The 26640-nt window shown below is 63.5% G+C and carries 28 protein-coding genes; 8 read left to right on the top strand and 20 right to left on the bottom strand.

Annotation, left to right across the window (positions count from 1 at the left end; all coding sequences use genetic code 11):
- Window positions 1-6 precede the first annotated feature (6 nt).
- Together E4P29_RS11315 and E4P29_RS11310 are read right to left on the bottom strand one after the other, a co-directional pair.
- Window positions 7-393, bottom strand: a complete 387-nt coding sequence (locus E4P29_RS11315; protein ID WP_135044663.1) for a DUF5313 family protein — start codon at window positions 391-393, stop codon at window positions 7-9.
- Window positions 390-842, bottom strand: a complete 453-nt coding sequence (locus tag E4P29_RS11310; RefSeq protein WP_209205373.1) for a MarR family transcriptional regulator — start codon at window positions 840-842, stop codon at window positions 390-392. The genes E4P29_RS11315 and E4P29_RS11310 overlap by 4 nt, the downstream gene beginning before the upstream one ends.
- A gap of 210 nt (window positions 843-1052) precedes the next feature.
- Between E4P29_RS11310 and E4P29_RS11305 the strand changes: the two genes are divergently transcribed.
- Entirely contained in the window at window positions 1053-2039 is a 987-nt protein-coding gene (locus E4P29_RS11305; RefSeq protein ID WP_135044662.1) for an alpha/beta hydrolase family protein, read from the top strand.
- A 24-nt stretch (window positions 2040-2063) separates the two neighbouring features.
- Here the strand turns inward: E4P29_RS11305 and E4P29_RS11300 are convergent, their stop codons facing one another.
- The 4 genes from E4P29_RS11300 to E4P29_RS11285 are packed head-to-tail and all read right to left on the bottom strand — an operon-like array spanning window position 2064 to window position 6492.
- A complete protein-coding gene (locus E4P29_RS11300; protein ID WP_167735437.1) occupies window positions 2064-3446 on the bottom strand; it encodes a VOC family protein in 1383 nt (460 codons plus the stop codon).
- A 16-nt stretch (window positions 3447-3462) separates the two neighbouring features.
- A complete protein-coding gene (locus tag E4P29_RS11295; protein WP_135044658.1) occupies window positions 3463-4413 on the bottom strand; it encodes a helix-turn-helix domain-containing protein in 951 nt (316 codons plus the stop codon).
- A gap of 20 nt (window positions 4414-4433) precedes the next feature.
- A complete protein-coding gene (locus E4P29_RS11290; RefSeq protein WP_135044656.1) occupies window positions 4434-5441 on the bottom strand; it encodes a phenylacetaldoxime dehydratase family protein in 1008 nt (335 codons plus the stop codon).
- Window positions 5434-6492, bottom strand: coding sequence for a carbon-nitrogen hydrolase family protein (locus tag E4P29_RS11285; protein WP_135044654.1), 1059 nt, complete (start codon window positions 6490-6492; stop codon window positions 5434-5436). Before E4P29_RS11285 ends, E4P29_RS11290 begins: the two co-directional genes overlap by 8 nt.
- Window positions 6493-6793: 301 nt before the next feature.
- On the opposite strand from E4P29_RS11285, the gene styD reads away from it, so the two are divergent.
- The 5 genes from styD to E4P29_RS11260 all read left to right on the top strand — a co-directional run bounded on the left by styD (window position 6794) and on the right by E4P29_RS11260 (window position 13038).
- Entirely contained in the window at window positions 6794-8278 is a 1485-nt protein-coding gene (gene styD, locus E4P29_RS11280) for a phenylacetaldehyde dehydrogenase StyD (RefSeq protein ID WP_135044652.1), read from the top strand.
- Between the two features lie 253 nt (window positions 8279-8531).
- A complete protein-coding gene (locus tag E4P29_RS11275) occupies window positions 8532-9101 on the top strand; it encodes a TetR/AcrR family transcriptional regulator (RefSeq protein ID WP_094678756.1) in 570 nt (189 codons plus the stop codon).
- An 88-nt stretch (window positions 9102-9189) separates the two neighbouring features.
- Complete coding sequence (locus E4P29_RS11270; RefSeq protein WP_135044650.1) at window positions 9190-11136, top strand: primary-amine oxidase; 1947 nt, start codon at window positions 9190-9192, stop codon at window positions 11134-11136.
- Window positions 11129-12550 carry an APC family permease gene (locus tag E4P29_RS11265; protein ID WP_135044648.1) on the top strand — a complete coding sequence of 474 codons (1422 nt, stop codon included), beginning with the start codon at window positions 11129-11131 and terminating at the stop codon, window positions 12548-12550. Before E4P29_RS11270 ends, E4P29_RS11265 begins: the two co-directional genes overlap by 8 nt.
- A gap of 11 nt (window positions 12551-12561) precedes the next feature.
- A complete protein-coding gene (locus E4P29_RS11260) occupies window positions 12562-13038 on the top strand; it encodes a DUF5134 domain-containing protein (RefSeq protein WP_167735446.1) in 477 nt (158 codons plus the stop codon).
- Between the two features lie 200 nt (window positions 13039-13238).
- On the opposite strand, the gene E4P29_RS11255 is transcribed toward E4P29_RS11260, so the two are convergent.
- The 3 genes from E4P29_RS11255 to E4P29_RS11245 form a co-directional block, all read right to left on the bottom strand.
- Window positions 13239-14033 (bottom strand): hypothetical protein, encoded by a 795-nt coding sequence (locus E4P29_RS11255; RefSeq protein WP_135044644.1) that lies wholly within the window; start codon window positions 14031-14033, stop codon window positions 13239-13241.
- A gap of 115 nt (window positions 14034-14148) precedes the next feature.
- Window positions 14149-14520, bottom strand: a complete 372-nt coding sequence (locus E4P29_RS11250; protein ID WP_135044642.1) for a hypothetical protein — start codon at window positions 14518-14520, stop codon at window positions 14149-14151.
- A complete protein-coding gene (locus tag E4P29_RS11245) occupies window positions 14517-15323 on the bottom strand; it encodes a toll/interleukin-1 receptor domain-containing protein (protein WP_135044640.1) in 807 nt (268 codons plus the stop codon). The genes E4P29_RS11250 and E4P29_RS11245 overlap by 4 nt, the downstream gene beginning before the upstream one ends.
- A gap of 361 nt (window positions 15324-15684) precedes the next feature.
- On the opposite strand from E4P29_RS11245, the gene E4P29_RS26535 reads away from it, so the two are divergent.
- Window positions 15685-16137 carry a GMC oxidoreductase gene (locus tag E4P29_RS26535; RefSeq protein ID WP_280634540.1) on the top strand — a complete coding sequence of 151 codons (453 nt, stop codon included), beginning with the start codon at window positions 15685-15687 and terminating at the stop codon, window positions 16135-16137.
- A gap of 30 nt (window positions 16138-16167) precedes the next feature.
- Here E4P29_RS26535 and E4P29_RS11235 read toward each other — a convergent pair whose 3' ends face one another.
- From E4P29_RS11235 to E4P29_RS11185, 11 genes are all read right to left on the bottom strand, one after another.
- Window positions 16168-17073 (bottom strand): helix-turn-helix domain-containing protein, encoded by a 906-nt coding sequence (locus E4P29_RS11235; RefSeq protein ID WP_135044638.1) that lies wholly within the window; start codon window positions 17071-17073, stop codon window positions 16168-16170.
- A gap of 1 nt (window position 17074) precedes the next feature.
- A complete protein-coding gene (gene paaK / locus E4P29_RS11230) occupies window positions 17075-18382 on the bottom strand; it encodes a phenylacetate--CoA ligase PaaK (protein ID WP_135044636.1) in 1308 nt (435 codons plus the stop codon).
- Window positions 18383-18400: 18 nt separating this feature from the next.
- Window positions 18401-19495 carry a 1,2-phenylacetyl-CoA epoxidase subunit PaaE gene (gene paaE, locus E4P29_RS11225; protein ID WP_135044634.1) on the bottom strand — a complete coding sequence of 365 codons (1095 nt, stop codon included), beginning with the start codon at window positions 19493-19495 and terminating at the stop codon, window positions 18401-18403.
- Window positions 19495-19992: a 1,2-phenylacetyl-CoA epoxidase subunit PaaD gene (gene paaD / locus E4P29_RS11220; protein WP_135044946.1), complete on the bottom strand. Its 498-nt coding sequence runs from the start codon at window positions 19990-19992 to the stop codon at window positions 19495-19497. The genes paaE and paaD overlap by 1 nt, the downstream gene beginning before the upstream one ends.
- 5 nt (window positions 19993-19997) lie before the next feature.
- On the bottom strand, window positions 19998-20915 hold the full coding sequence (paaC, locus tag E4P29_RS11215; RefSeq protein WP_135044632.1) for a 1,2-phenylacetyl-CoA epoxidase subunit PaaC: 918 nt from the start codon (window positions 20913-20915) through the stop codon (window positions 19998-20000).
- A gap of 28 nt (window positions 20916-20943) precedes the next feature.
- The gene (gene paaB / locus E4P29_RS11210) at window positions 20944-21306 is read right to left on the bottom strand and encodes a 1,2-phenylacetyl-CoA epoxidase subunit PaaB (RefSeq protein ID WP_032379886.1); all 363 of its coding nucleotides are present in this window, start codon (window positions 21304-21306) and stop codon (window positions 20944-20946) included.
- Entirely contained in the window at window positions 21303-22250 is a 948-nt protein-coding gene (gene paaA / locus E4P29_RS11205) for a 1,2-phenylacetyl-CoA epoxidase subunit PaaA (protein WP_027494656.1), read from the bottom strand. The genes paaB and paaA overlap by 4 nt, the downstream gene beginning before the upstream one ends.
- Before the next feature lie 120 nt (window positions 22251-22370).
- A complete protein-coding gene (locus tag E4P29_RS11200; protein WP_135044630.1) occupies window positions 22371-23141 on the bottom strand; it encodes an enoyl-CoA hydratase-related protein in 771 nt (256 codons plus the stop codon).
- A complete protein-coding gene (locus E4P29_RS11195; RefSeq protein WP_135044627.1) occupies window positions 23138-23989 on the bottom strand; it encodes a 3-hydroxyacyl-CoA dehydrogenase family protein in 852 nt (283 codons plus the stop codon). Before E4P29_RS11195 ends, E4P29_RS11200 begins: the two co-directional genes overlap by 4 nt.
- On the bottom strand, window positions 23986-24708 hold the full coding sequence (locus tag E4P29_RS11190; RefSeq protein ID WP_135044625.1) for an enoyl-CoA hydratase/isomerase family protein: 723 nt from the start codon (window positions 24706-24708) through the stop codon (window positions 23986-23988). The genes E4P29_RS11195 and E4P29_RS11190 overlap by 4 nt, the downstream gene beginning before the upstream one ends.
- The gene (locus E4P29_RS11185; protein WP_135044623.1) at window positions 24705-25904 is read right to left on the bottom strand and encodes a thiolase family protein; all 1200 of its coding nucleotides are present in this window, start codon (window positions 25902-25904) and stop codon (window positions 24705-24707) included. The genes E4P29_RS11190 and E4P29_RS11185 overlap by 4 nt, the downstream gene beginning before the upstream one ends.
- A 110-nt stretch (window positions 25905-26014) precedes the next feature.
- Between E4P29_RS11185 and E4P29_RS11180 the strand changes: the two genes are divergently transcribed.
- Window positions 26015-26626 (top strand): TetR/AcrR family transcriptional regulator, encoded by a 612-nt coding sequence (locus E4P29_RS11180; protein ID WP_032380646.1) that lies wholly within the window; start codon window positions 26015-26017, stop codon window positions 26624-26626.
- The last annotated feature ends 14 nt before the right edge of the window (window positions 26627-26640 follow it).

Below are 26640 nucleotides of genomic sequence, written 5' to 3'. Positions count from 1 at the left end.
GGCCGGTCAGTGGTTGCGACGGTAGTTCTCGCGTTCGCGTTCGAGTTCCGCCGTCTTCTTCTCGCTCTTCAGGTCGGCGGGCAGTCCGTGAATCTCGAGACGACGGGCGCGGTTCTGGTCCATGTATGCGGCGGTGTAGAACAGTGCGAGCAGCAGGGCCAACAGGACCATCGAGGCACGTAACCAGATCGCGCCGGGAAAGAGCACGAAGAACCCGATGAAGATGGGCAGGAACGGGATCATCGACCGCAGGATGTGACGCGGTGTCGCGCCCGGGCCGACGAGGTCGCGTCGAACCCAATCCTGCATCGAGTCGGGGAGTTTGCGGCCCAGGACGGCATAGCCCAACCATTGGCCGACGTTCGGACGGGTGTGCTGGGGTCGTGCGCTCATGTCAGTGCTCCTGCTGCGATCGCCGCGTCGTTGACGCGAGTGAGGACGCGGCGCAACTGCTCCAGTTCGTCGAGTGACGCACCGAGTCTCGCCACGACCGCGGATGGAATCTTCTCGGCCTCGGAACGGAGGGCGGCTCCGGCGGGGGTGAGGGACACGAGCAGAATGCGCTCGTCTTCCGTGCTGCGTGTGCGGGTGAGCAGCCCCATCGATTCCAGACGCTTGAGCAGCGGGGACAGGGTGGGTGAGTCGAGTTGCAGCGCGGAGCCGATCGCTTTGACCGACATCGGCGACTCGCCCCACAGGGCCAGCATCACGAGATACTGCGGATGGGTCAGGCCCATCGGTTCGAGCAACGGCCGATACACCGACAGCACAGCACGGTTGGTGACGGCCAGGGCGAAGCAGACCTGGCGATCGAGCGCGAGTGGATCCTCGGTGGTGGTCACGGTGGCCAGAGTAGCAGAATTGATTAGTGCACGAATTGTTCGCGTACGACTCAAAGGACGAAGAAGGGCGGAGGTTCAGGTTCGCCACCTCTATCGGGTATCGAGTCTGCGGCAGTGGTGAAAGTTTGCCCACAACGTGTTACCGGGCGCGCAATTGTGCAATGCTGCACCTCGATTCACCCTTACCGTGATAATCCCGAGAGGATCGCCATGCGTCGCCGACGCATCTCCACCACTGTCTTCGTCGCAGCGTTGTCCCTGTCGATCGCCTCGGGAGGTATCGCATCCGCCGAGCCGGCTGCCCCCTCCGCCCGCATCGTCGACACCGTCCTGACATCCGACACGCTGCGCACGCTGAAGGTCGACTCACCCGCCATGGGAGCCGTCGTCGAAGTGCAGGTGCTCACACCCGCGGCGAAAAGCGGACCGCGTCCGACGCTGTACATGCTCAGCGGCATCGGCGAGGAGGATCCGCACAACAGCATGTGGTTGCGCAAGGGGCAGGCAGCGGAGTTCTTCGCCGACAAGAACGTCAACGTCGTCCTGCCGTTGGCCGGGCCAGGAAGCTTCTACACCGACTGGCAGCGCGACGACCCGAAACTCGGCCGGTATCAGTGGGAAGCGTTTCTCACCGAGGAACTACCTCCGCTGATCGACGCGGCCGTGGATGGCAACGGCCGCAACGCGATAGCGGGACTGTCGATGGGCGCACAATCGGCGATGATGCTGGCCGCACGTAACCCGGATGTGTACTCCGGCGTGGCGTCGTACAGCGGCTGCTTCGCGTCCGCCGAACCGTTGGGCCAGGCCAGTATTCGAGCCATCGTCGGAGCATTCGGCGGCAATGCCGACAACATGTGGGGCGGACCCTTCGATCCTGCGTGGGCCGAACATGATTCGGTGGCCAATGCCGAAAGTCTGCGCGGTACCGATGTCTACGTGTCGGTGGGAACCGGCGCTCCCGGACGTCACGAAAGCTTCGACACTGCAGCGGGATGGGACAGGGTGGTGGTCGGTGGCCTCATCGAGGTCGGGTCCAACTACTGCACACACCGACTCGCGGATCGGCTCGGCCAGTTGAACATTCCTGCAACGTTCGACTTCACCGAGACCGGAACGCACTCGTGGCCGTACTGGGTGGAGCAGCTACCGAAGAGTTGGCCGACCCTCGCCGGATCCCTCGGTATCTCGGGCTGACACTCGGTATCTCGGGCCGATTGCTCAGTGGGTCCATGGGCAGTCGAGAGGCTTCGTCAGGCCGAGGTGCTTCTCGACTCGCGCCACCGACTCGTCTCGGAGACGGCCGTAGATTCGGTACGGGTCGTGCAGGGTCCGTCCCAGAACGCTTTCCATCGCCTCCGCATCGAAGGCTGCCGCGGTGTTGTCGGAATTGCGGGTGCCGTCGGATTCGAGATTGGACCTGAAGATGCCCGCCGCCGACTTGGGCAGGAAGTCCTCGTACACGATCGGGTCGGCCGCGAGAACACCCGACCTGACCAGATCGACGAGGCCACCGTCCCGGTCTGCAGCGGACGGGTTGGTCCCAGTGACCCGAAAGGTGAAGTAGGCGAGGTCTTCTGCCATCCACTGTGTCTCGTCGTCCGGCACCAGCGACGACCACAGTGCGGACGCGTCCTCGGGTTCCTCGGTATCGAGTCGATCCAGATACTCGTCGTAGCGACGTCGTCCGAGTGCGGTAGCTGCCGCGCCCCTGGCTTCGACCTCGCCGAACCGCACCCGTAGATGGCCGGGTTCGACGTTGCCGTTCTCGTCGAGAAACATCCGCTGCTCGTCCAGCGCTCGGAACGACGTCTGGCGCAACAACAATCCAGGACCGGACGTACGAGGAGGCCCCTGGATGGTGTCGATCATCGCCACCCCGCGCTCTCCCATTCGGCGATGCAGAAGATCGATGTCCAGAACCCTCGGTGTCAGGTGGTTGATGTGGGTGGAGGAGACACCACCGATGTCGGCGGCCACCGCCGAGACTGCCTCGAGTTCGCGATACCACGCTCTGTCGACAGGGTCGGTCGACAACGCGAACGCCGCCGTCGCGAGGTCCAGAAAAGTAGCGGACTCCTCCGCTGCGAGGCCGTTGTCCCTCTCGCACGTGGCTGCCAGCTCGAGCAGTAGCGGAGGGAACAGTGTTCTGCGATCGAGGAATTCCGTCAGGCGACGGCCTAGATCCTGGTCGAAGAACCGTCGGTCCGACGCCACCAGCATCGAGGTGAAGATCCGGAACGGGTTGATCGCCAGCTCGGCCGGATCGATCGGCCGAAACGCAGTCGACACCACGGGAATCGAACTCGACGCAGTGTCACGCAGATCGTAGAAACCCACCGGGTACATGCCCATGGCACCGAATATCAGTGCTACCTGCGACATCTCACGTGCATTGCCGACACGAATCGCGCCGTGGCGCTCGGCGGTGACGCGATCGATGGAGCCGAAACGTTCGGCATCGGCACCGTTGGTTCGCATCGTCTCGGCATTGATCGACGCGGTGACGTCCAACAGCGTCGTGTACGCGGGAACTTCCCGCCCGTACAGAGCAGACAGACGAAGGGCGAACTGCGCTCGCAATTGCGTCGGTGTCGATTGCACGCCGTTCTCCTTGCCATTACATGCGATGGGTGTCGCGAAAGGTCTTCGGGGTAGAGCCGAAACGTGTACGGAATGCGCGGCTGAAGTGAGCGGGGTCGGTGAACCCCCACGATGCCGCGAGTGCACCGATGGTGGTGCGGGCATTCTGCGGCTCACACAGCGTCCGCTTGACGCCTTCCAGCCGTTGCATCCAGATCCATTCAGCGGCGGTACACGGCTCACCGGCGAACGCCCGATGAACCGTGCTCAAAGACAAGTGCAAGGAGGCGGCTACTTCCGTCACCGTCAGGTCCGGATCTCGCAATCGCGCCGTCATCGCACGCTTGATTTCTCCGAGCCGTTCGGACGCAGCGTAGGGGGCGGGCTTCTCGACCCCGGTGAGTCCGACCAGGCCTGCGACCAGGATGTACTCGACGCTCTGCGACACGGCCTCGGCCGACGCGGTACTCATGTCGGCGTCGTCCATGATCGAGGAGATCATGCTGACGAGCAGTTTCCCTGCTCCGTGTCGTCCCGACACCGCCCGTGCAGTCAATGAACCCGTATCCCGGACGAGCGTCCTCAGCGTGGCTCCGGGGAGCATCAGGACGTATTGGGCAAACGGGTCGTCGAAGCGGAGACTGTACGGCCGGGTGGTGTCGTAGAGCGCGAAGTCGCCCGGTTGCAGGACCGCAGTTCGGTCGTCCTGGACGACGAACCCGGTCCCCGACGTCTGGACACTGACCAGGAAGTAGTCGTCACTGGTTCGGGAGATACCTGCAGGCGTTCGCAGCACGCTCTGAGCTGTCGCAGACACTCGCGACAACCCGAGAGTCGCAAGTGCGGTGGACTCGATATGCCCGGTGATGGCCGACGCGTTCTCGGGAATCGTGCACTCGAGATCGACGTACGTCCGACTCACCGCAGCGGTCCAGAAATCGACGCTGTCGGCCAGGTCGACGGAGTCGGTGCGCAGCGGATCGGCCATGTCAGGTACCTCCCGTCTCCTCACAGAGTAGAACGCGCCGCAGCGGTACGCAGCAGACCCGTGCGGTCGTGGCAGCCGAAGTACTCGAAGTACTGCTCGTCCGCCGCTGCCACGGTGACCTCGTGATAGAGCCTCAGCGACGCCGCAGGCCCCATCGTCGACAGATACTTCAGCGCAGCACCGAAGATCGCCACGTGCGTCGGATGCGACTCGGCCCACGCTTCGAGGTCGCTCAGACTGCGCCACCAACTCATCCCGAACGATTTGTCGGTGTCGGTGTCGGTGCCGTCGTCGGTCACGACGGTCATGTACCGGTTGGCGAAGCAGCCGATGGCCAGTCCGTCGTCGCGAAGAAAGTCCATGCCGGCCCGCAACACCGGTTCGACGTCCCGCAGGTACATCTCTCGTTCGGACCCGGCCGTATCGGCCCAATCCTGCCCGGATCGGATGAGGCAGAGGTTCTCCTGCGGCACAACTGTGACTCTGTCGCCGTCGCGTACGACCTGAGGCTCCCCGCTGGGAGCAAGCGAGTCGCTCTGCGACAACGGGATTCGATCCCTGACCCCGCCCCAGTAGGCGTGCTCTTCGATGGTTCCACTGAGTGAATCCGTCAGAGTGGCAACACCTTCCATGCGGCCGGTGGAGGAGAAGAGCGTCTCGTAGCGGTCGACGGTCGGTCTGATGATCTCGACGAAGCGGCCTCTGACGCTCGTCCAATGCCGACCGACGGAGTCGAACCAGCGATCGAACACTTCGACGTCGTCCCAGTAGCCGATGAACACCGTCGTGTCGATGCCTTCCTCGTCGGTGTAGCGCGCCCGGTCCCTTCGGGAAGGACCCTCGTCACCCCACGGGGAGGCGTCGGGCAGGCCTTGTATTCCGAAGTAGCCCATCACTACTCGTTCGGTGGATACCGGAAAGCGCGCGACGTACGACGGGAAGGGCGGCTGGTAGCCCTCGGGTGTGCGACGCGGACACGACCGTGGAACGACGAGATGATTGGGGATCGCGGATTCGAGTTCAGACACGGGCTACGTCCTCGTCGCGAGCGAGCTGTTCGGTGATCTCGAGACGTACCTCGGCGGCGACGTCCTCGGTGAAGTCGTACCGCGCGTTCGCGACTGGCTGCGCACCCGACACGACGCGGTCGCCGGGAGTCTTGTCGAGCCACAGTCTCGTCACGTCCGGACGCGAATAGTGGCCGGCCGGGTCGGCGGCGGCCTTGGCGATCGAAATGAGGCTGGTGTCGATGTCGGCGTAGACGATGCCTTCGGCGTCGGGTGCGAGTGGCTCGTGCATCAGTTGGCCGTCGGGCGCGAAGATGCGGGCATGACCGCCGCCTGCGGTGAGCATCGCGCGCTTGGCGTCATCGGTGCACATGATGTCGATCATCTCGGGGGAGACGGTCGCGCAGGGGCTGATGACGAAGCAGCCGCCTTCGACGGCGTAGATCCGGCTGGCAGCGGTGTTGACCTCGGGCCCGAGGGCGTAGGCCGCGCCGGTGTAGAGCGAGAAGCTGGGCCAGGCGCCGATGTGAACCTGCTCGTTCTGGGCGTACATCGCGTACTTCGACAACGGTTGCAGGTGCTCCCAGCAGCACAGTGCGCCGACACGTCCGAGGTCGGTGTCGTATACCGACAGGTCGGAGCCGTCACCTTCGCCGTACACGGTGCGTTCGACGTGCGTCGGCTTGAGCTTGCGGCGCATCGCGACGGTCTTGCCTTCGGCGTCGATGATCCACTGGGCGATGTAGAGACTGGCCTTGTATCGCTCGCTCAGGCCCATCACGACCATGATGTGGTTGTCCTTGGCGGCCTGCGCAATTCGAGCTGCCTGGGGTGTTCCGTACTCCAGTGAGTTGTCGAAGTAGCGCTGCGTGAACTGAAATCCCCATGCCGGTGCGTCGAGCCAGATGTACCAGGGATAGCCGGGCAGGTAGGTCTCGGGAAACGCGATGAGCTCGGCTCCGGCGCGGGACGCGTCCTCGATCAGGCCGATGGCCTTGTCGATCGACGCGTCGAGATCGAGGAATGCCGGCGCGGCCTGGACTGCTGCGGCGCGAAACTGGTGGTGTGTCATTGCGGGCCTTTCGTGTGGGAGGGCACCAGTTTTGCCTGCTGAGAGGCCGATGGATGGCCTCGATGTGTCGGAATAATTGACTCTCCGTCGCACGCCCGGGCGGCGAAACACGGCGGTAACCGGGGCCCGGTGGGTCGACACATATTCGTCATCCCGGCCCGTTGGCTCGGGGCCGAGGACGGTGCGCATCTGCCGCACAATGTGTGCGCGATCACACAAGACCTGCTCGCCTGTCCGGGAGCAGTCTTGACCGGACACGCCACAGGTGCCGCGATCGGCACCCGAGAAGGAGCCAACAAACATGACTGCAGTACAGGAATCGGCCGCACCGTCGCTGCCGACCGGCACCGCCACAGAGCTCTACATCGCGGGGCAGTGGCACGGCGCATCCGACGGTGGCACCTTCACCGACATCAACCCCACGACGGAACAGCCCCTGGCCGAGGTTGCTGCGGCCACCGCGTCGGACGTCGATGCAGCGGTGCGCGCGGCCCGTGCCCAGCTCGGTGGTGAGTGGGGCGCGACTCCTGGAGCAGTCCGCGGGACGCTGCTCAACCGGATTGCCGATCTCATCGAGCGCGACGGCGACCTGCTCGCTCGACTCGAGGCCCTCGACGTCGGCAAGCCGGTGGGGCAACCGGCGATGCTCGACATTCCCAATGCTGCAGCCACTTTCCGGCACTTCGCCGGCTGGGCCGACAAGATCACCGGCAGCTCCATCCCCACTGCGGGATACTTCGGGCAGCCGACGCACTCGTACACCGTGCGTGAGCCGGTGGGCGTCATCGGCATGATCGTCCCCTGGAACACGCCATTGATGATCGCCGCGTGGAAGCTGGCGCCCGCACTGGCCGCCGGGAACACCGTGGTCGTCAAGCCGCCGGAGGATGCGCCACTGTCCATCCTGCATCTGGCTCGCCTGATCGACGAGGCAGGCGTACCTGCCGGTGTCGTCAATGTTGTTCCAGGACTGGGTGAAGTGACGGGCGACGCCTTGGTCGGTCACCCGGACGTCGACAAGATCAGCTTCACCGGAAGTCCTCGAGTCGGCAAGCTCATCGCCAAGAAGGCTGCCGATACCTTCAAGCGGACCACACTCGAGCTCGGCGGCAAGTCCCCTCAGATCATTCTCGAGGACGCGGATCTCGAAGCCGCGATCAACGGAACCGCGATGGGACTGTTCTTCAACCAGGGCCAGGTGTGTGCGGCCGGAACCCGAGTGCTGGTGCATCGCTCGCTGTACTCGCAGGTGGTGGACGGGTTGGCCGCGGCGGCCTCGGCGCAGGTGCTGGGCGATCCCTTCGATCCGTCGACGACGATGGGCGCACTGGTCAACGCGAAGCAGCGCGACAGCGTGCTGGGGTACATCCAGGCCGGACGCGACGGCGGAGCGCGAGTGGCGGCCGGCGGCGGACGTCCCGACAGTGCCGGCTATTTCGTCGAGCCGACGATCTTCGCCGACGCCGACAACGACATGAAGATCGCACAGGAGGAGATATTCGGACCCGTCGGCACGGTGATCCCTTTCGATACGGCCGACGAGGCGATCGCCATTGCCAACGACACGGTGTACGGGTTGGCCGCTTCGATCTGGACCCGCGACGTGTCGAGGGCACACACCCTGGCCGCGCAGGTTCGTTCCGGTGCCGTGTGGGTGAACGGTTGGGCAGCAATCGATCCCGCACTCCCGTGGGGCGGTATGAAATCCAGTGGCACGGGCCGTGAACTCGGTTGGGCGGGTATCGAGGCCAACACCGAGGAGAAAGTTGTCACGATAGTTCTGTAGAGCTGACGCAGGTGAGCGGGAGTGGAGCCTGCGGAACGACCCAGGTGAACGGAACTTCGACCCCTGCTACGAGGTTCCGCTCACGTGGGTAACGCGGTGTTTACCGCCGAGCGCGTGTTTCGTAACGAACGAGTCGCAAGATTTAGTTCAACGGACGTAGAACAACGTCCGAACGGATCGGAAGGCGATGATGACGATGCCCGAACCCTAGGTCCGAGCAGGGAGCCGCTACCGTAGGGCTGTGCCCAAGCTCGTGGATCACGACGAACGCCGCCGCGCGATCACCGCGGCAACCTGGCGTTTGATCGCTGCCAAGGGGATCGATGCCGCGAACATGCGGGACATCGCGACCGAGGCGGGATACACGAACGGTGCGCTGAGCCACTATTTCGCGGGCAAAGACGAAATTCTCCGAACCGCGTTCGAGCACGTCTTCGAGGCAACGAACCGCCGCATCGACGAAGCGCTAGGTGATGCAACGGGATTCGACGCCCTTCGCATCTTCTGTCGCGAAGTGATGCCGACGACCGAAGAGACTCTGCTCGAAGCGAGAATTGCCGTCTCGCTGTGGCAGCGAGCAATGTACGACGAGCACATGGACGACACCAACCATCGTTCCCTGGTGTCGTGGCGAACGCGGATGGCGGAGTTTCTCGAGCAGGCTCGCGCGGAAGGCGATGCAGGCGATTTCGATGTCGATCTGGCCGTCGAGATGTTGCTCAACATGATGATGGGCATGCAGATTCTCGGCGTGCTCACCCCCGATGACACCACTGCCGACCGGCAGTTCGAGATGCTCGACCGGTTCATAGCTCAGCTGTAGTCACCCTCTGTGCAGGCGACCCGTGTCCTCTCGCACGCTTTCGTTTTTCAACGTATGTAGAACCAAGACCTCGACCCGAGGAACACCCATGCCGACCCTCACGCCCCACGCAATCGACCATGCCTTGTCGTTGCCCACCGAAGACGAGATCTCACAGGTTCGAGACATCGTCGACGCCGCCGGATTTGTCTCTCCCGCAACCCGGTTCGTGTACGTCGGGTTGGACGAACCGGATAAGTCCGACCTGTACGGTGACGAACCGACCACCCGGCGCACCTTCCGGGTGCTGCTGCACGACATCTCGACGCCCGATGCCGTCGACCTGCTCGTCTCCCTCGACGAGCGTCAGGTGATCGGCTCCACCCGGCTCGACGCGATCCGCGACGGTCAGATGCCGGTGCTCGACGAAGAATTCGAACTCGTCGAGACGGTGCTGTCCACCGACCCCGACTGGCTCGCCGCGCTGGCCGCGCGTGGACTGGACGTCGTCGACGTTCGAGTGGCGCCCCTGTCGGCAGGTGTGTTCGACTATCCGGGCGAGCATGGCCGACGCATACTGCGCGGCTTGGCCTTTCGGCAGGACTACCCCGCCGACCACGCGTGGGCCCATCCCATCGACGGGTTGGTCGCGTTCGTGGACGTGATGAATCGGACGGTCGACAAGGTCGTCGATCTGGGCGTGGTTCCCATCCCGGAGGAGTCGGGAAACTTCGACGATCTGTCCGTCACCGGCCCGCTGCGCACCACGCAGAAGCCGATCGAGATCACTCAACCCGAGGGGCCGAGCTTCACGGTGCGCGGCAATCGCGTCGACTGGGAGAAATGGTCGTTTCGCGTAGGCTTCGATGTGCGCGAAGGTTTGGTGCTGCACCAGATCGGCTTCGAGGACGGAGGTGCCGTCCGGCCGATCGTTCACCGCGCGTCGATCGCGGAAATGGTTGTTCCCTACGGCGATCCGTCACCGGTACGGTCGTGGCAGAACTACTTCGACACCGGTGAATATCTCGTGGGACGGTTCGCGAACTCGCTGGAACTCGGCTGCGACTGCGTCGGAGACATCACGTACTTCGACGCCGTGATCGCCGATGAATTCGGCAACCCCAAAACATTGACCAACGCCGTATGCATGCACGAGGAAGACTTCGGGGTGCTGTGGAAGCACACCGATCTGTGGTCGGGCTCGCAGGAGACCCGCCGCCAGCGCCGACTCGTCATTTCCTTCTTCACCACCATCGGTAACTACGATTACGGATTCTTCTGGTACCTCTACCTCGACGGCACCATCGAATTCGAGGTCAAGGCAACAGGAATCGTCTTCACGTCAGGGCACCCGGGTGGTGACTACCCCTACGCGACGGAGATCGCCCCCGGGCTCGGAGCGCCGTGCCACCAGCACCTGTTCAGTGCCCGACTCGACATGATGGTCGACGGCATCGGCAACTCCGTCGAGGAGATCGAGACCCGCCGAGTGCCGATGGGCCCGGAGAACCTGCACGGCAATGCTTTTGCTCTGCACCACACCCCGCTCGCCACGGAATCCGAGGCGCAGCGAGTCGCCGACGGCACGATGGGCCGCGTCTGGCACGTCACCAACCCCACATCGCTGAGTCGGCTCGGGAAGCCCGTCGGATACACGTTGCACCCCGAGGGGCAGCCGCTGCTTCTCGCCGACGACAACTCGTCGATCGCCCGACGAGCCACATTCGCTACCAAGCATCTGTGGGTGACGCAGTTCGATCGCAAGGAGCGTTATGCTGCAGGTGATTTCGTGAACCAACACCACGGGGGAGCGGGGCTGCCGGCATTCGTCGCCTCGGACCGCAGCCTGGTCGACGAGGACATCGTGCTGTGGCACACCTTCGGGCTCACCCACTTCCCGCGGCCCGAGGACTGGCCGATCATGCCGGTGGACTACACCGGCTTCAAGCTCAAGCCCTCCGGATTCTTCGATCGCAACCCCACCCTCGACGTGCAGGGCACGACCTCTGCGCACTGCGCCACTTCGAATTGCGCGGGCGGTGAGCAGAATGTCTGAAAGCCAATCGCATTCGACGGCAGGCGCACTGCGCGGTTCCATCGGCGTCGTCGGGATCGTGTTCCTGGTCATCGCCGCTGCAGCGCCATTGACCGCTATCGGTGGGGCTCTGCCGGTCATGATCGCGACAGGTAACGGAGCGGGCGCTCCGCTCGCCTACATCGTCGCGGCCCTCGTCCTGCTGGTCTTCAGCGTCGGGTACGCGGCCATGAGCCGACACATGGTGGACACCGGCGCGTTCTATGCGTACGTGGAGAAAGGGCTCGGCAGAACCATGGGCCTCGGTGCCGCGGGTCTGGCACTGCTGACGTACACCGCCATTCAGGCGGGCATCTACGGCCTCGCCGCATCGACCGTCGACAGCCTGGTCGTGAAAAACGGCGGCCCCGATCTGCCGTGGTGGTTGTGGGCGCTCGGTCTCGTCGCGATCGTGGCGTTACTCGGTTACCGCAGCATCGATCTCGGGGCCAAGGTTCTCGGCGTGCTGCTGGTGCTCGAGATCGGCATCATCGTGGTCCTGTCGATCGCGGTGTTCGCCAAGGGTGGTGCTGCGGGCATCGACGTCGAATCGTTCACTCCCTCGGCCTTCTTCAGCGGATCACCGGGAATCGCCCTGATGTTCGCCATCGCGTCGTTCATCGGATTCGAGGCGACCGCCATCTACGGCGAGGAAGCGCGTAACCCGACACGGACCGTTCCGATCGCGACTTACGCCGCCGTCGTGACCATCGGACTGGTGTACGCGGTGTCGAGTTGGGCCGTCGTGCTCGCTTTCGGCAGAGCGTCCGTCGCGCAGGCCGCTGCCGACGACACGGCGGGGTTGACGTTCGCCGCTGCCGCCCAGTACCTGGGCCCGATGTCGGCGGACATCATGGAAATCATGTTGGTCACCAGTCTTTTCGCCGCCCTGCTGGCGTTCCACAACGCAATCGGACGGTACGTATTCGCGCTCGCCCGCAAGGGCGTCGCCCCGTCGATGTTGGCCCGCACCCATTCTCGGCATGGCTCCCCGCACATGGGATCACTGTTCCAGACCGTGTCGGCAACAGTGATTCTCGTGGTGTTCGCGGCAGCAGGCGCAGACCCGGTGCTGCAATTGTTCACCTGGATGTCCGGACTGGCCACAGTGAGCATCCTGGTTCTGATGATCCTGACGGGCGGCGCGATCATCGCGTTCTTCCGTCGATCGACCGTGGATACGCGTACCTGGCACACCGTCGTCGCCCCGGCGCTCGGAACCGTGGGGCTGATGGCAATCCTCGCGCTCGTGCTGGACAACTTCACGTTGCTCATCGGTGGTTCGGGAGTGCTCGCCGCGTTGCTGTTGATCGTCGTTGCGGTGTTCTTCGGCGGTGGGCTCCTGGTGGCTCGGCGGGGTGGATCTCGCAGTCGAGACCTCGAGCCGACGGCCTGACACCGATGGTCATGACGGTGCTGATGACGCTGGGTGCGGTGGGTGCGGCGCTTCCCCTGCTCGGGCGCCGCGACCACACGGGGCGGGTCCGGTGGGCCCACCTGTGTATGTGCACCGTCATGGCCGCGATGGTGGTGTTCGGCACGGACCCATCCGTGGCGCTGATATCGATCCTCGCTCTCGTTGCGGTTGCCGTACACGTCACCGCGGACCGTCCGAACAGAACACGGTCGGTCCCGTGCGCGGTGGACCTGACCTGCATGGCCGTGCTGCTGATGATGCTGCCGCCCATGCACTCTCACGCGGATCCGCAGGCATCGACACGGCACCGTCACGGCGTCGAGGCGGATCCGAGAATCATCGCAGCGTTGCTGCTGGTGGGGTGGATGGCCGTGACGATCCACCTGCTGCGCACGAACCCGCCCGGGCGACGAGTGACTGCAGGTTCGGCCCTGATGATCCTGGGAATGTCACCCATGGTCTTCTGACCGAGCCCGCTTCGATCGGTCGCTCCCGAAGGCTCCGCCCACGGTGCCGTCGGGCAACACCAACGCGCCGTTCGTCGGTCGGTAAGCGAGTTTCGGATTCGATCTCGGGAAAGTGACTCCGACGCGATAGTCGACCGTCTCAGATTACACCGAGTGCAACCGGAAAATAACACGAAACTTACGACCCCCGATGGCCGTGCTTAGTTGCCTTGATCGGAGCGAAAGGACGAGGTAATCAACATTGTTAGTGCACCAGCCATTGCGTAAACGATCAGCAGGAAGCAAGCAACAACGGCAAATGTATTAATCCAGGCCCATAAAGCAGCTCCCCATGGGCTCGCGACGCGAGACGAGCCAGCAAAATCCACCGTAACGACATTCATTTTGTCTCTTAGGCTGTTGAACAAGAAATTTGAGACCTGTAGAATTACAAGAAGACCGAAACCAAAAAAAGCTGCTATTGCCTGGCGGAATTGCTTGCGGCGTTTTTTTGGTTTGCCGAATTCGATCTTTGTGTCAATAAGAGGATTTTCGACTACTGATATATGTGGCGTCCCGTCGACTAATAGTCGAAGCCTGTGGATCTCGCCGACGGCAAGTTTCGACGGGCCCAAGACGACGTGGCTCGCCTCGGCGTCGAGTCGTAGCGGCATCACTGACTGCTCTTTTTCAATTACCGACCACTGTAAAAGAGCAACCGCTTTCGCCTCAACAGAAATTCGTAGGGGCTTATTTGCGTCAAAATCGTTGCTGGTTATGTCTTTATGGCCTGAATTCACGACTGCGAGCTCGACTATGTAGGGATCACGCACCCTGGTTTCATCGTAAGCGACAGTGAGTTGGCCGTGACCTCGCACCCCCGCGAGGATCATACTCCTCGTAGTGGACTCAATCTCGATCGACTTGCGGCGTTTGTTGTAGAAGAAGTAGTAGGCACCGGCAATAAGTGCCACAATACCGATAAACCATCCGACGCCGTACTTTAGTATCTCCATTTACCTCTCGCACTCGGCTAGATGATCCAAACTTGGATGGGAAACGGAACCGCCGACCGGTGCCCACCATTCTGGCAGAGTCTTACACAAATCGCGCCGATTTCCGAGTCGTTGACTATTCAGACGTTGCAGCCAATGGGAGGGCAGCCGTTCGCAGGGCAGGCGCTTCAGCGGTGACCGGCTCAAGCGGTTGGCTACCCTGCGTCCCAATTACAATTTTATAGAGGGAGGTTGCAGTTGCAAGTGCGTCGACAAGCAATGCGCCAGTGGCAATCGAGACGGTGGTTGGACCAAACGAATCGTGAAACCCGATAATCAGGCACGCAACGACCATGATGGATGGCAGTGTCACTGCGGCAACCCATCCGATCGCGCATCTAACTTTGAACCAGCTGGCGTCCTGGCGTTTACGCTGATCAAATGTTTCTCTTTCCTGCTGAAGTCTCTGCTGGCCTTGTGCCAGTGCAAGAGCATCGGGCGCAGTCATTTGTCACGAATTCTGACGAAATCAGCGGGAATTTTCGAGTTGCGACTGTTTTTTCTTATTAGATTGGATCTTAAAAACATCCAAAAACTCAATGTTATTAGTAGCATTAAGTTTGTGATGGAAATTGCGATTGTCGCGCCTCCGGGAGCGCTGCCGTAGACAAGCATAATTATGACAGCAATTGACGCGCCAATAGCAAGTGCAATCATGTATCCACTTGCAAAACGCGCCAGCGAAAAAATCGTCGACGACGCAGCAAAAGCAGCTTCCTGCTCACGAGCCGTTCGTTGAAGAATTTCAGTTTCTATTTTAGTTACTGCACGTCCCGCGTCGTATTTCGTGTTAGCTGGCTTACCGTGAAATACCTCGTCCACCAGCTTGTCGAGACCGGACGAATTCCAGACCTCATTCCGCAAATCCAAGTATTGATGACCGGTCAAAAGGGGAGGGACGGAATCGTGTGAGTTGCCGTCGATAAGCACCGGCAGGACCCTCTTGTGTAAACCACCGAGCGTGTTCGCGACGGCCATTGCAACCTCGGTTGACACCCACTGGCTAGCAGAGCTGGCAGGACTCATCAACACAAGGATCACGTCGGCCGCATCGATCCCGGTTCCGATCGCTGACGCGACCGACTCGCCATACGCAATCTTGCGGTCCGTCCACACTTCGATGCCCTTTGAACTGAGAGCGCTGGAAACAAGCTCGGCGACCGCCTGGTCTTCATGTGCATAGCTGAGAAATACTCTCGGTGGGTCGCCACCGTTCGACACCCCTGCGGGCGACATGAGCTCTGGATCCACGCATACTCCTCAGTCGGTTACTCTCCGATGATCGTAGCTGTGACCCAGCCCCCTGTCGTCTCGCGAATCTTCGCACCGCTGAGAGCCAGAGAACGTCGTCAGGGGCTACGTGAGGGGTCGTTCAAGACGACCGAGAACCACCCAGCCACGGGAATACCGAGTGCTTCCATGACCTCGACCATGTGTGCCCCTCGACCTGGCCGCGCCGGCATCGGGTAGCGACAGCTGTGTCGAAGCCAGCCAGCTCGACTCCCATCGTCCGTAGCCGGATATTGCGCTGCTCAGTGGTCTGACGCTCCCACCACTGGGAGAACAGTTCACCGGTCGACTGCCACGTGCAGCCAGCCGCATTCGTCTCGGCTTGCGACAGCTCCTCCTGACGGACAGCAAGCTCATCTATTCGCTGGTCCAGCTTCACCCTCTGCGTGGTGCCGGCCCTGAACGGTCCGGTACCGAGCTGCCCGACGAGACCGGTCAGGGTCGAATCCAGCTCGGCCAGCTCTTCGGAGCGTCCGACGCGTTCGCACCGTGGCGCAAGTCCGAGGTGGTTCCGGGGCCGAGTGCCCGCACACGCGACGACCTGCGGGCCTACGTCCGACAGACCGCGGGCACGTACCACCACCAGGTCGGCACCTGCAAGATGGGAGCCGAGTCGGACGTCGATGCCGTTGTCGGAGCAGATCTTCGGGTCCGCGGCGTCGAGGGGCTGCGAGTCGCGGACGCGTCGATCATGCCCGCGGTGCCGTCGGGCAACACCAACGCGCCGTCCATCATGGTCGGTGAGCGGGCCTCGGATCTGATCCTCGGAAGGTAGCTCGTAGTTGGGTGAGGGCGGTGTGCGCTCTCACCCGGCGCGATACTCCCGCGGCGACATGCCGTACGTCTCCTTGAACAGCTTCGAGAAATTCGAGGAATCGATCAAACCGTGACGCGCACAAATGGTTCCGATACTGTCCGCGGCGAAACGAGGGTCACGCAGATCGCGGTGGCACCGATCCAGTCGCCTGGATCTGATCCAGCCGGCTACCGTGCGACCGTCGGACTCGAAGAGCTTCTGCAAGTAACGCGTGGAAATATGCAGGCGCGCAGCAAGAGACGCCGTGGAGAGTGTGGGATCGGACAGATGCGATTCCACGAGACTCTTGGCCTCGATCAGGAGTGTGGATCCCGGCGCATCGTGGGGAGCCGCGTCGTCGAGAGCGGCGCAGAGCAGATCGAGGACGGCGTTCTCGAGCATCGGCGTCGTCGGCAGAGTTCCGTCGGCGGCGTTTCGGCGCAAATTGAACAGAAACGGCGAAACCAGCGCGCCCACACCGTGATCGCCCTCGATGCGCCGCGCCGCAACAGTCGTCAACTCACGGGAATCGATGCGCAGCGCATCGCGTGGAAACATCACCACGAACATCTCGAAGTCCCCGATGAAATGCAGATCGTACGGTGCGCTGGTGTCGTACACCGCGAAGTCACCCGGCTCCAGCACGGCCTCTCGGTCGTTCTGTACCAGCGTGCCGCGGCCGGTCAACTGCAGGCCGACCTTGATCAGCCCGGGATCGGCACGCTTGATGGTGGCGCGTGTGCGGCGGACATCCACCTCGCGCCCCGCGACCTCGCTCAATTGCAGCGAACCCAAAGTCGACGACACCAAGGTGCCCTGGAACGGAGACTGCCCGGTGGACACAGCGTCGAGCGGCACGAACGCCGTCGAGACGTTCTCGCGCCATTGCTCGAAATCCTGTGCCACCGGGCTCATGTCATACAGTCGGACGGTTGTCGATCAGACGGCGGGCTTTACCGATGGAACGCTCGAGGGCCGCGGGTGCGACGACATCGACCGCAACGCTCACGCCGATGCGATCCTTGACGAGCTTCTTCAGTGTCGCCGCTGCCGGTGCGTGCGAGTCGAGTGCGGCGTCGGGGCGGGCCTCGACGAGAACGGTCAACGAGTCCATGCGGCCTGCCCTCTCGAGCACGCACTGGAACTGCGGTGCCAGCACGGGCACGGTCAGGATCAGCTCTTCGATCTGCGTCGGGAAGAGGTTGACGCCGCGCAGAATGATCATGTCGTCGGTTCGGCCGGTGACCTTCTGCATCCGACGCATCGTGCGAGCCGTGCCTGGGAGCAGTCGCGTCAGATCGCGGGTGCGGTACCGGATGATCGGCATAGCTTCCTTGGACAAGGACGTGAACACCAATTCACCCTCCTCGCCGTCGGGCAGCACTTCGCCGGTCACCGGGTCGATGACCTCCGGGTAGAAATGATCCTCCCAGATGTGGAGTCCGTCCTTGGTTTCGACGCATTCCATCGCGACGCCCGGCCCCATCACCTCGGACAGGCCGTAGATGTCGACGGCATCCATGTCGAGGGTCTTCTCGATCTCCTTGCGCATCTCCTCGGTCCAGGGCTCCGCGCCGAAGACACCGGTCTTCAGCGAGGTCTTCGCTGGATCGATGCCCTTCTTGACCATCGCGTCGACGATCGTGAGCATGTACGACGGGGTGACCATGATGGCGTCGGGCTCGAAGTCCTCGATGAGCTGGATCTGACGATCGGTCATACCACCGGACATCGGAATGACGGTGCAGCCCAGTCGTTCTGCGCCGTAGTGCGCGCCGAGTCCGCCGGTGAAGAGACCGTAGCCGTAGGCCACGTGCACCTTGTCGGACGGCTTGACACCACCGGCCCGGAGGCTGCGCGCGATGAGGTCCGCCCAGTTGCTGATGTCGTTCGCGGTGTAGCCCACCACTGTCGGCCTACCCGTGGTGCCCGAGGACGCGTGGATGCGCGAGACCTTGTCCTGCGGCACCGCGAACATGCCGAACGGGTAGTTCTCCCGCAAATCCTTCTTGGCGGTGAACGGGAACTTCGCCAGATCCGACAGGTCTTTCAGATCGGTCGGGTGCACCCCGGCGGCGTCGAACGCCTTCGTGTAGTGCGGAACGTTGTCGTACGCATGCTGCAGCGACCACTGCAGGCGCTCCAACTGGAGAGTCGAGATGCGGTCGCGCGAGGCGAACTCGATATCGGGGGTATCGGTGGGGGCGGACAGCACACTGGTCATGATTGCTCTCTCGTGGTCTCAGGCGTCGAAGTCGACGGTCACGGTGTCGCTGACGGGGAAGGTCTGGCAGGTGAGCACGAAGCCGGCGTCGACCTCGTTGTCCTCGAGTGCGTAGTTGCGGCGCATGTCCACGTCGCCGACGGTCACCTTCGCGCGGCAGGTGCCGCACACGCCGCCCTTGCACGCGAAGGGGAGATCGGAGCGCAGCTGCTCGGCCGAATCGAGGATCGACTCATCCTGCGGAAGAGCACCTTTCACTTCGCGGCCGTCGAGGATGATCGTGACCTCGCTGCTGGGCCCGCTGATGCCGGGCTCGCGGTGCTGCTCCTGCGGCGGGGGCACGTCGTCGACGTAGAACAGCTCGGCGTGGATGCTGGTCTTCGCCACACCGAGGTCTCCCAGAACCTGTTGGGCATCGGTGACCATCCCGAACGGGCCACACAACCAGAAATGATCGATATCCGGTGTGGCGACGACGGTGTCGAGTATCTCGCGCAGTCGTTCGGCGTCGAGTCTTCCGCTGAACAGTTCGACCTCGCGCGGCTCCCTGGACAGGACGTGAATGACGTCGAACCGGCTACCGTACTGGTCCTTCAGGTCCGCGATCTCCTCGGCGAACATCACCGTTCGCGTCCGCCGATTACCGTACAGCAGAACCACTTCGGCGTCGGGGTTGGTCAGGACCGAGGCGGCGATCGACAGCATCGGGGTGATGCCCGAGCCTGCCGCGATGAGAACGTGCCTGCCGGCTACAGCCGGATCGGCGTGGAAATTGCCGGTCGGGCCCTGAACGTCGATACGGTCGCCGGCCTTGACCTCGTGGACGAGCCACGAGGAGAACAGGCCGTCGGAGACCTCACGGACGCCGACGCGGGGACGCGCGCCGGCCGGGGCACAGATCGAATACGAGCGACGGTGCTCGGTGCCGTCGACGGTCCGGCTGAGCATCAGCGACTGGCCCGGCTTGAAATCGAACTCCGCACGTAGCTCATCGGGCACGTCGAACGTGACGGCGACGGCGTCGTCGCAGAGCGATTCGACGTCGGCAACGGTCAGCGTGTGGAATGGCCTGTTGCGCAGGTTCTTCAGCTCCGGCTCAGCGGTGACAGTCATCAGATTTCCTTCACGTGGTCGAAGGGCTCGAGGCAGTCGTCGCACCGGTACTGGGCTTTGCACAGCGTTGCGCCGAATTCGGATGTGAGGCGGGTGTTCGCGGAACCGCACTGAGGGCAGTCGATTCGGCGCGGCTTCACGGTCAGGGTCAACGGAACCGGGCCGGATGTACGAGCAGGAGCCGGTCCCGGTGTGGAGTAACCGGTCTCGCGAAGTTTGCGCAGGCCCTCCTCGGAGATCCAGTCGGTGCTCCATGCCGGCGTCAGGCTGGTGACGATCTCGACATCCACGTAGCCGTGGTCCTGAAGCTTGTGAGCGATGTCGTCCCGCATCGTCGCCATGGCGGGGCACCCGGAGTACGTCGGAGTGATCGTGACGAGCACACTGCCGTTCTCGCGTACCTCGACGTCGCGCAGGACGCCGAGATCGTCGAGAGTGAGCAGCGGCATCTCGGGGTCCATGACGGTGGCTGCGATGTCGCGAGCCGAAAGTTCCATCGTTGTCACCAGACTCCCTCCGGATGGGCCCTCGCCACGACCTGCATCTCGGCGATCAGGGGTCCGAACGCCTCGGTGTGGATGCCGCGACGACCACCGCGGCCACCGATGGTGCCTACGGACTTGCCCTCGGGGGCGTCCAGCTCTGCGGCGTGAAGTACCTGCGCCAGAACGGAATCGAACTCCTCGCGCACGTCACGGGGGTCGACGGCGACACCGACCCCAGCCAGCGCGATTTCCTCGTCCGTGGGGTGAAACAGCTCGGAGACGTACGGCCAGATCCGCGTCACGGCGTCACGGACGCGTCGCTTCGATTTATCGGTTCCGCAGCCCAGAGTGACGACCCAGCGGGCCGCGTAATCACGGTGATAGGTCAGCTCTTTGACGCCCTTGTTCGCAACCGCGGCGAGAACGGGATCGCGGGAATCCTGCAGGCGAGTGAAGACGGCGAGCCGCCATGTCGAGAACACCAGTAGGCGAACCTGCGACTTCGCGAAGTCGCCGTTGTCGAGCTCGGTGAGTCGAACATTCCGGAAGTCGGCGTCGTCGCGGAAGAACGCCAGCGCATCCTCGGCCGGTGCGGGGGAGGTGTCCGAGATGAACGGCACCAACGTCGGATCGGCTTTTGCGGCGCGGGCCAGCAGTAGCCGGGCCTGGCCGAGGAGATCGAGGCCGACGTTGGCCAGTGCCACTTCTTCTTCGAGTTCCGGTGCGCGGGTGCTCCACTCGGCCAGGCGCTGCGAGCTGATCAGCGCATCATCACCGAGCATGAGGCAGTATGCGGCAAGAGCTTTCAGGTCGACGTCGTCGGGAACGGTGGTATCGACTCCGGCGAGCGGATCGTCGAAACTCGTCCCGAATGCCCACTGCCCGTGCGAGTCCTCGTCGACGAGGCCCTCGTAGGCGCTGTCGTGATCGGTCATGAGTGCTTGTCCTCTTGAAGTATGGGTCTCACATGTGGGGAACGTTGTCGGGGATCTCGTAGAACGTCGGGTGGCGGTACACCTTGTCGCCACTCGGCGCGAAGAACGGATCCTTCTCCGACGGCGACGATGCGACGATCGAGTTGGACGGAACCACCCAGATGCTGACGCCTTCGTTGCGTCGGGTGTAGACATCGCGAGCGTGACGCAGTGCCATGTGGTCGTCGGCGGCGTGGAGTGATCCGACGTGTACGTGGTTCAGGCCGCGCTTGCCGCGTAGGAACACCTCGTACAACGGCCAATCGGCTTTGACCGCTTCTCTTTTCGGCTCGACCGGAACACCCTCGGTAGGCACTGCTCCGTGGCCGCCCTCTGCGGTGAACTCGCTCATGATGCTGCGTTCCTTTCGGCGAATGCGGTCGCGGCCTCACGGACCCAGGCACCGCCGTCGTGAGCTGCCCGACGGTTCGCGATGCGCTCGACGTTGGAGGCTCCGTTGCCCTTGATCACCTGCATGAACTCGGACCAGTCGGGCTCACCGAAATCGTGCGACTTGCGCTCCTCGTTCCACTTCAGATCCGGGTCCGGGAACGTGACGCCCAGTGCCTTCGCCTGCGGGATGGACATGTCGACGAAGCGTTGGCGCAGTTCGTCGTTGGTGTGGCGCTTGATACCCCACTTCATGGACTGCTCGGTGTTGGGGGACTCGTCGTCCGGTGGGCCGAACATCATCAGTGCGGGCCACCACCAGCGGTTGACGGATTCCTGGACCATGGCGCGCTGTTCGTCGGTGCCGCGCATCATGGTGGCCAGCAGTTCGTAGCCCTGGCGCTGGTGGAAGGACTCTTCCTTGCAGACGCGGATCATCGCGCGCGCGTACGGCCCGAAGCTGCTGCGGCACAGGGGAACCTGATTGCAGATCGCTGCGCCGTCGACGAGCCAGCCGATGGTGCCCACGTCGGCGTACGTCAGGGTGGGGTAGTTGAAGATCGAGGAGTACTTCTGCTTGCCCTCGATGAGCTTGACCGTCAGGTCGGCGCGGTCCGCTCCGAGCGTTTCCGCGGCGGAGTAGAGGTAGAGACCGTGGCCGGCCTCGTCCTGCACCTTGGCCATCAGGATCGCCTTGCGGCGTAGCGACGGTGCGCGGGTGAGCCAGTTGCCCTCCGGCTGCATTCCGATGATCTCGGAGTGTGCGTGCTGGGCGATCTGGCGGATGAGCGACTTGCGGTAGCCGTCGGGCATCCAGTCACGAGGCTCGACGCGCTGCTCGTGGGCGATGGTCTCGTCGAAACCGTCCTGCAGCGTCTCGGTGGACAGGGTGTTTGACGTGGTCATAAGTCCTACTTTCATTACCGAATGATCGGTTGGTAACCAGTATGCCTCGAAGTGACCCCGGGCACAAGAGCGGCTTCGCCGCACGTGCGCGAAACTTCGTAGCAGGGGTCGAGTTTCCGCTCACATGCCGACGAAGGAGGCTTTCTTCTTCGCCAGGAAGGCATCGACGGCGGCCTTGTGGTCGGCGGTCTGTCCCAGAGCGGTCTGTGCCTGCGCCTCGCGGTCCAGGGCGTCGGATAGTCCGGATCGAGCGATCAGCGACTTGACCTGCTTGTAGGCCTGGGTCGGTCCGGCTGCGAGTGACGCGGCCAGCGTGCGTGCTGTCTCGAGAACATCCGCATCGTCGACGACGCGGTGGATCAAGCCCCAGTCGAGGGCCTGTGCGGCGGTGATCTTGTCGCCGAGCAGCATCAGACCCGCGGCACGGCTCGATCCGAGTGCCTCGACCAGCGAGTAACTCAGTCCCGAGTCGCTGGCCAGGGCGATGCCGGTGAACGCCGTCGCGAACGACGACTTGGTGCCGGCAACGCGGATATCTCCGGCGAGTGCGATCCCGAGACCTGCGCCGACGCATGCGCCGGGGATGGCGACGACGATCGGCACCTCGAGCGCCGCGAGCCCACGGATGACCGGGTTGTAGTGCTCACCGACGGTATCCATCGCCGTGGCCGGATCGGCCTCGAGCGCAGTGACGTGCTCGCCGAGATCCTGGCCGACGCAGAAGTTCTTGCCCTCGGCGGTGATGAGCACGGCTCGCACCTCTGGTGCAGCGGCGCTCTGGACCGCCTCCGCCAACGCGAGCTTCGTCGCGACGTCGAGGGCGTTGTGGGCTTCGGGGCGCGCGAGGGTGATGGTCGCCAAGCCGTCGGCGACGTCGAACCGTACCGTCATGCGTTCGTCCAATCGTGAAAGCCGCGACCGGACTTACGTCCGATGTCGCCGCGAGCAACCATGTCTCGCAACAACTGCGGGGGAGTGAACCTGTCGCCGAGGGTCGACGCCAGGTGTTCTGCGATCGCGAGCCGGACGTCCAACCCCACGAGGTCGGTCGAACGCAGCGGACCCATCGGGTGCTTGTACCCGAGTTCCATGGCGCGGTCGATCGATTCGGCGTCGGCGACGCCCTCCTCCAGCATCCGAATAGCTTCGAGCCCGAGGCAGACGCCGAGCCGTGACGTCGCAAAGCCGGGGGAGTCGTTGACGAGCACGTCGGTCTTGCCCAGGAGCGACACCCACTGCTGAACTCGCTGCACCACGTCGGCGGAGGTGGCCGGGGCACGCACGATCTCGACGAGAGTCGACGCCGGAACCGGGTTGAAGAAGTGCATCCCGATGAAGCGACTCGGATCACTGAGTGCTGCACCGAGTTCGGCGATGGAGATAGAGCTCGTGTTCGACGCGATGACCGTGTCGGGCCCGGCGATCTTGTCGACGAGAGCCAGTACCTCGACCTTGAGCGGCGGGATCTCGGGAACCGCTTCGACAACCAGGTCCAGGTCGGCCGGGAGATCCGCAGGCCCGGCGACGGTGGAGACCCGCGCGAGAATCGCAGCGGGATCCTCGCTGAGTTTGCCGCGCTCGTGCGCCCGGTCGAGTCCGGTCGAGACTCGGTCGAGGGCTGCTTGTTGGTCGGCTGCTTCGGCGATGACGACGGTGGAGCCGAGGGCTGCGAACACCTGCGCGATACCCGCGCCCATCCGGCCTCCGCCGACAACAGCCATTTTCACGGGAGCGGTCATTTTTTCTTCTCCAGAAATGCCGTCATTCGGCGTTGTTTGTCTTCGGTCTCGAACAGCACGGCCTGCGCGATGTCGTCGGCCCACGGGTGCGAACCGGGCGCATCGAGAATCTTCTTGGTCAGCTTCAGTGCCAGCGGTGCTTGCTTGGCAATGCGATCCGCGAGGGAATGCGCTGAGGCCAACGGCTCGTCGACGACGTCCAGCACCAGGCCGGAGCGGAGTGCCACCTCTGCGTCGAGCGTCCGGCCACCGAGGAGTACCTGCTTCGCGACGGACACTCCCACCAGCGTCGGTAACCGGTAGCTGGCCCCGGCGGCCGCCATGATGCCCAGGCCCGGTTCGGGATTACCGAACACGGCAGTCGACGACGCGATCCGTATGTCGCACGCGTAGGACAGCTCGGCTCCACCGCCGAGGGCGTAGCCGCGGACGGCAGCGATCGTCGGCAACGGGAGTTCGGCGATGCGGTCGAACAGGTTTCGGTTGATGCCGCGCAATGCGTCGTCGCGGGTGCGGGCCCGCAGCTGATTGATGTCGGCACCGCCGGCGAAGTGCTCGCCCGCTCCGGTCAGGATGACGATTCTCGGATCCTGTTCCACGAGCGCGCACACCTCATGCAGCTCGCCGATCATCTCGGAATCGATTGCGTTGCGCTGCTTCTCGCGATTCAGAGTGACGACAACGCGGTCCGTCAGCTCCTCCGCGACGAGCGTGTTCACGGTGCCTCGATCAACATCGACACGCCTTGCCCGACGCCGACGCAGAGCGTCGCGAGTCCGCGGGAGGCTTTCTCACGTTCCATGCGGCCCAACAGCGTCAACAGGATTCGCGCACCCGACGAGCCGAGGGGGTGGCCGAGTGCGATCGCCCCACCGTCGGCATTGACGATGTCTTCGTTCAGTTTCAACTGACGGATGACGCCGAGGGACTGTGCTGCGAAGGCCTCGTTGAGTTCGACGGCACCGAGGTCGTCGATCGACCATCCCGCGCGCGTGAGTGCCTTCTGCGTGGACGGGACCGGCCCGAGTCCCATGATGTGCGGTGCGATACCGGCACTCGCGCTGGTGACGATGCGTCCGCGAACCTCGAAGCCGTACTTGTTCACAGCCTCCTCTGATGCCACCACCAGCGCCGACGCGCCGTCTGTGAATGGCGACGAGGTGCCTGCGGTGACGATGCCGTCCTTGCGGAAGACGGTCTTCAGGGTGCCGAGCTTCTCCACAGTGGTTCCGCGTCGCGGCGTCTCGTCCTCGGTGACCTCGCCGTTCTTGGTCGTGACGGGCACGATCTCGTCGGCGAAGCGTCCGGCATCCTGGGCAGCGATGGCACGCTGCTGACTGCGGAAGGCGAAGGCGTCGGACTCTTCACGGGTGATGCCCTCGCTGAGCGCGACCTCCTCGGCGGTTTCGCCCATCGACAGGGTGATCTTGGGATCGGTCCCCGCGTCGTGGGAGGCGAAGGTCGGATTGGTGAAACGCCAGCCGAGGGAGGTATCGAAGATCTCTCCCGGTTTGGCCCATGCGGTTCCCGGCTTGGCCATGACCCAGGGCGCGCGTGTCATCGACTCGACGCCACCGGCGACGATGATGTCGGCCTCGCCGCTGCGAATGGTGCTTGCGGCGTTCGCCACTGCCGTCAGTCCGCTCGCGCACAGGCGATTGACGGTGTATCCCGGCACCGTGTGGGGGAGTCCTGCGAGCAGAACCGCCATTCTGGCCACATCGCGATTGTCCTCGCCGGCCTGGTTCGCGGCACCGAGAATGACCTCGTCGATTCGATCGACGGGCACACCCGCGCGGCGGACCGCCTCGGCGACGACCAGCCCGGCCAGATCGTCGGGACGCACTGAGGCCAGTGCTCCGCCGTAGCGTCCGTGCGGCGTGCGTGCTCCGGCCACGAGAAATACTTCGCCCACTTGGATCTCCTTCGTACGGTTGCGTCATTAATAACCGAACATTCGGTCGTTTGGCAAGGCTTGCTGCCCACGGTGCTGTGGAATCGGCCGACGGCTGGGAAGATGTGGCAATGACAACCGCACGCGCGCCGCGCAAGACCGGACAGCCAGGGCGGCCGGGATACGACCTGGACTCGCTCTTGGCTGTGGCGGTCAAGGTCTTCAACGACCGTGGGTACGACGGAACCAGCATGGAAGTTCTGGCGAAGCGGCTCGGCATCACCAAGTCCTCCATCTACCACCACGTGTCGGGCAAGTCCGAGTTGCTCGAACTCGCGCTGTCGCGGGCTCTCAATGCACTGTTCGCCGTCACGACCGAGGATCGGGCGACGACCGGGCGATACATCGACCGCCTCGAATACCTGGTGCGACGCAGTGTGGACATCCTGTGTGCGGAACTGCCCTACGTGACGCTGTTGCTGCGCGTGCGAGGCAACACCGACGTCGAGCGGCGCGCCCTCGCTCGTAGGCGTGAATTCGACTCGTTCGTCACCGGGCTCGTGGTGGCTGCCGCCGAGGAGGGTGACCTGCGTCCAGGGGTGGATCCGGCCCTGGCGTCCAAGCTCGTGTTCGGCACGGTCAACTCGCTCATCGAGTGGTACCGCCCGCGCACCGGCGGATCGGTCGAGGAATTGGCCGACGCCGTCGTGGCTCTGACCTTCGACGGCCTGCGCCGCACGTAGCAGGACGAGTCTTG

Origin of the sequence: Rhodococcus sp. 1R11, from assembly GCF_004563845.1 — a bacterium.
Classification (GTDB): Bacteria; Actinomycetota; Actinomycetes; order Mycobacteriales; family Mycobacteriaceae; genus Rhodococcoides.
This window is presented reverse-complemented; position numbering and strand designations above follow the sequence as displayed.

Excerpts from the sequence above, each read along its gene's own strand:
- E4P29_RS11315 (WP_135044663.1), bottom strand. The coding sequence starts at position 393 with ATGAGCGCACGACCCCAGCACACCCGTCCGAACGTCGGCCAATGGTTG.
- E4P29_RS11305 (WP_135044662.1), top strand. The coding sequence starts at position 1,053 with ATGCGTCGCCGACGCATCTCCACCACTGTCTTCGTCGCAGCGTTGTCC.
- E4P29_RS11295 (WP_135044658.1), bottom strand. The coding sequence starts at position 4,413 with ATGGCCGATCCGCTGCGCACCGACTCCGTCGACCTGGCCGACAGCGTC.
- E4P29_RS11285 (WP_135044654.1), bottom strand. The coding sequence starts at position 6,492 with ATGACACACCACCAGTTTCGCGCCGCAGCAGTCCAGGCCGCGCCGGCA.
- styD (WP_135044652.1), top strand. The coding sequence starts at position 6,794 with ATGACTGCAGTACAGGAATCGGCCGCACCGTCGCTGCCGACCGGCACC.
- E4P29_RS11270 (WP_135044650.1), top strand. The coding sequence starts at position 9,190 with ATGCCGACCCTCACGCCCCACGCAATCGACCATGCCTTGTCGTTGCCC.
- E4P29_RS11265 (WP_135044648.1), top strand. The coding sequence starts at position 11,129 with ATGTCTGAAAGCCAATCGCATTCGACGGCAGGCGCACTGCGCGGTTCC.
- E4P29_RS11260 (WP_167735446.1), top strand. The coding sequence starts at position 12,562 with ATGACGGTGCTGATGACGCTGGGTGCGGTGGGTGCGGCGCTTCCCCTG.
- E4P29_RS11255 (WP_135044644.1), bottom strand. The coding sequence starts at position 14,033 with ATGGAGATACTAAAGTACGGCGTCGGATGGTTTATCGGTATTGTGGCA.
- E4P29_RS11250 (WP_135044642.1), bottom strand. The coding sequence starts at position 14,520 with ATGACTGCGCCCGATGCTCTTGCACTGGCACAAGGCCAGCAGAGACTT.
- E4P29_RS11235 (WP_135044638.1), bottom strand. The coding sequence starts at position 17,073 with ATGAGCCCGGTGGCACAGGATTTCGAGCAATGGCGCGAGAACGTCTCG.
- paaK (WP_135044636.1), bottom strand. The coding sequence starts at position 18,382 with ATGACCAGTGTGCTGTCCGCCCCCACCGATACCCCCGATATCGAGTTC.
- paaE (WP_135044634.1), bottom strand. The coding sequence starts at position 19,495 with ATGACTGTCACCGCTGAGCCGGAGCTGAAGAACCTGCGCAACAGGCCA.
- paaD (WP_135044946.1), bottom strand. The coding sequence starts at position 19,992 with ATGGAACTTTCGGCTCGCGACATCGCAGCCACCGTCATGGACCCCGAG.
- paaC (WP_135044632.1), bottom strand. The coding sequence starts at position 20,915 with ATGACCGATCACGACAGCGCCTACGAGGGCCTCGTCGACGAGGACTCG.
- paaB (WP_032379886.1), bottom strand. The coding sequence starts at position 21,306 with ATGAGCGAGTTCACCGCAGAGGGCGGCCACGGAGCAGTGCCTACCGAG.
- paaA (WP_027494656.1), bottom strand. The coding sequence starts at position 22,250 with ATGACCACGTCAAACACCCTGTCCACCGAGACGCTGCAGGACGGTTTC.
- E4P29_RS11200 (WP_135044630.1), bottom strand. The coding sequence starts at position 23,141 with ATGACGGTACGGTTCGACGTCGCCGACGGCTTGGCGACCATCACCCTC.
- E4P29_RS11195 (WP_135044627.1), bottom strand. The coding sequence starts at position 23,989 with ATGACCGCTCCCGTGAAAATGGCTGTTGTCGGCGGAGGCCGGATGGGC.
- E4P29_RS11180 (WP_032380646.1), top strand. The coding sequence starts at position 26,015 with ATGACAACCGCACGCGCGCCGCGCAAGACCGGACAGCCAGGGCGGCCG.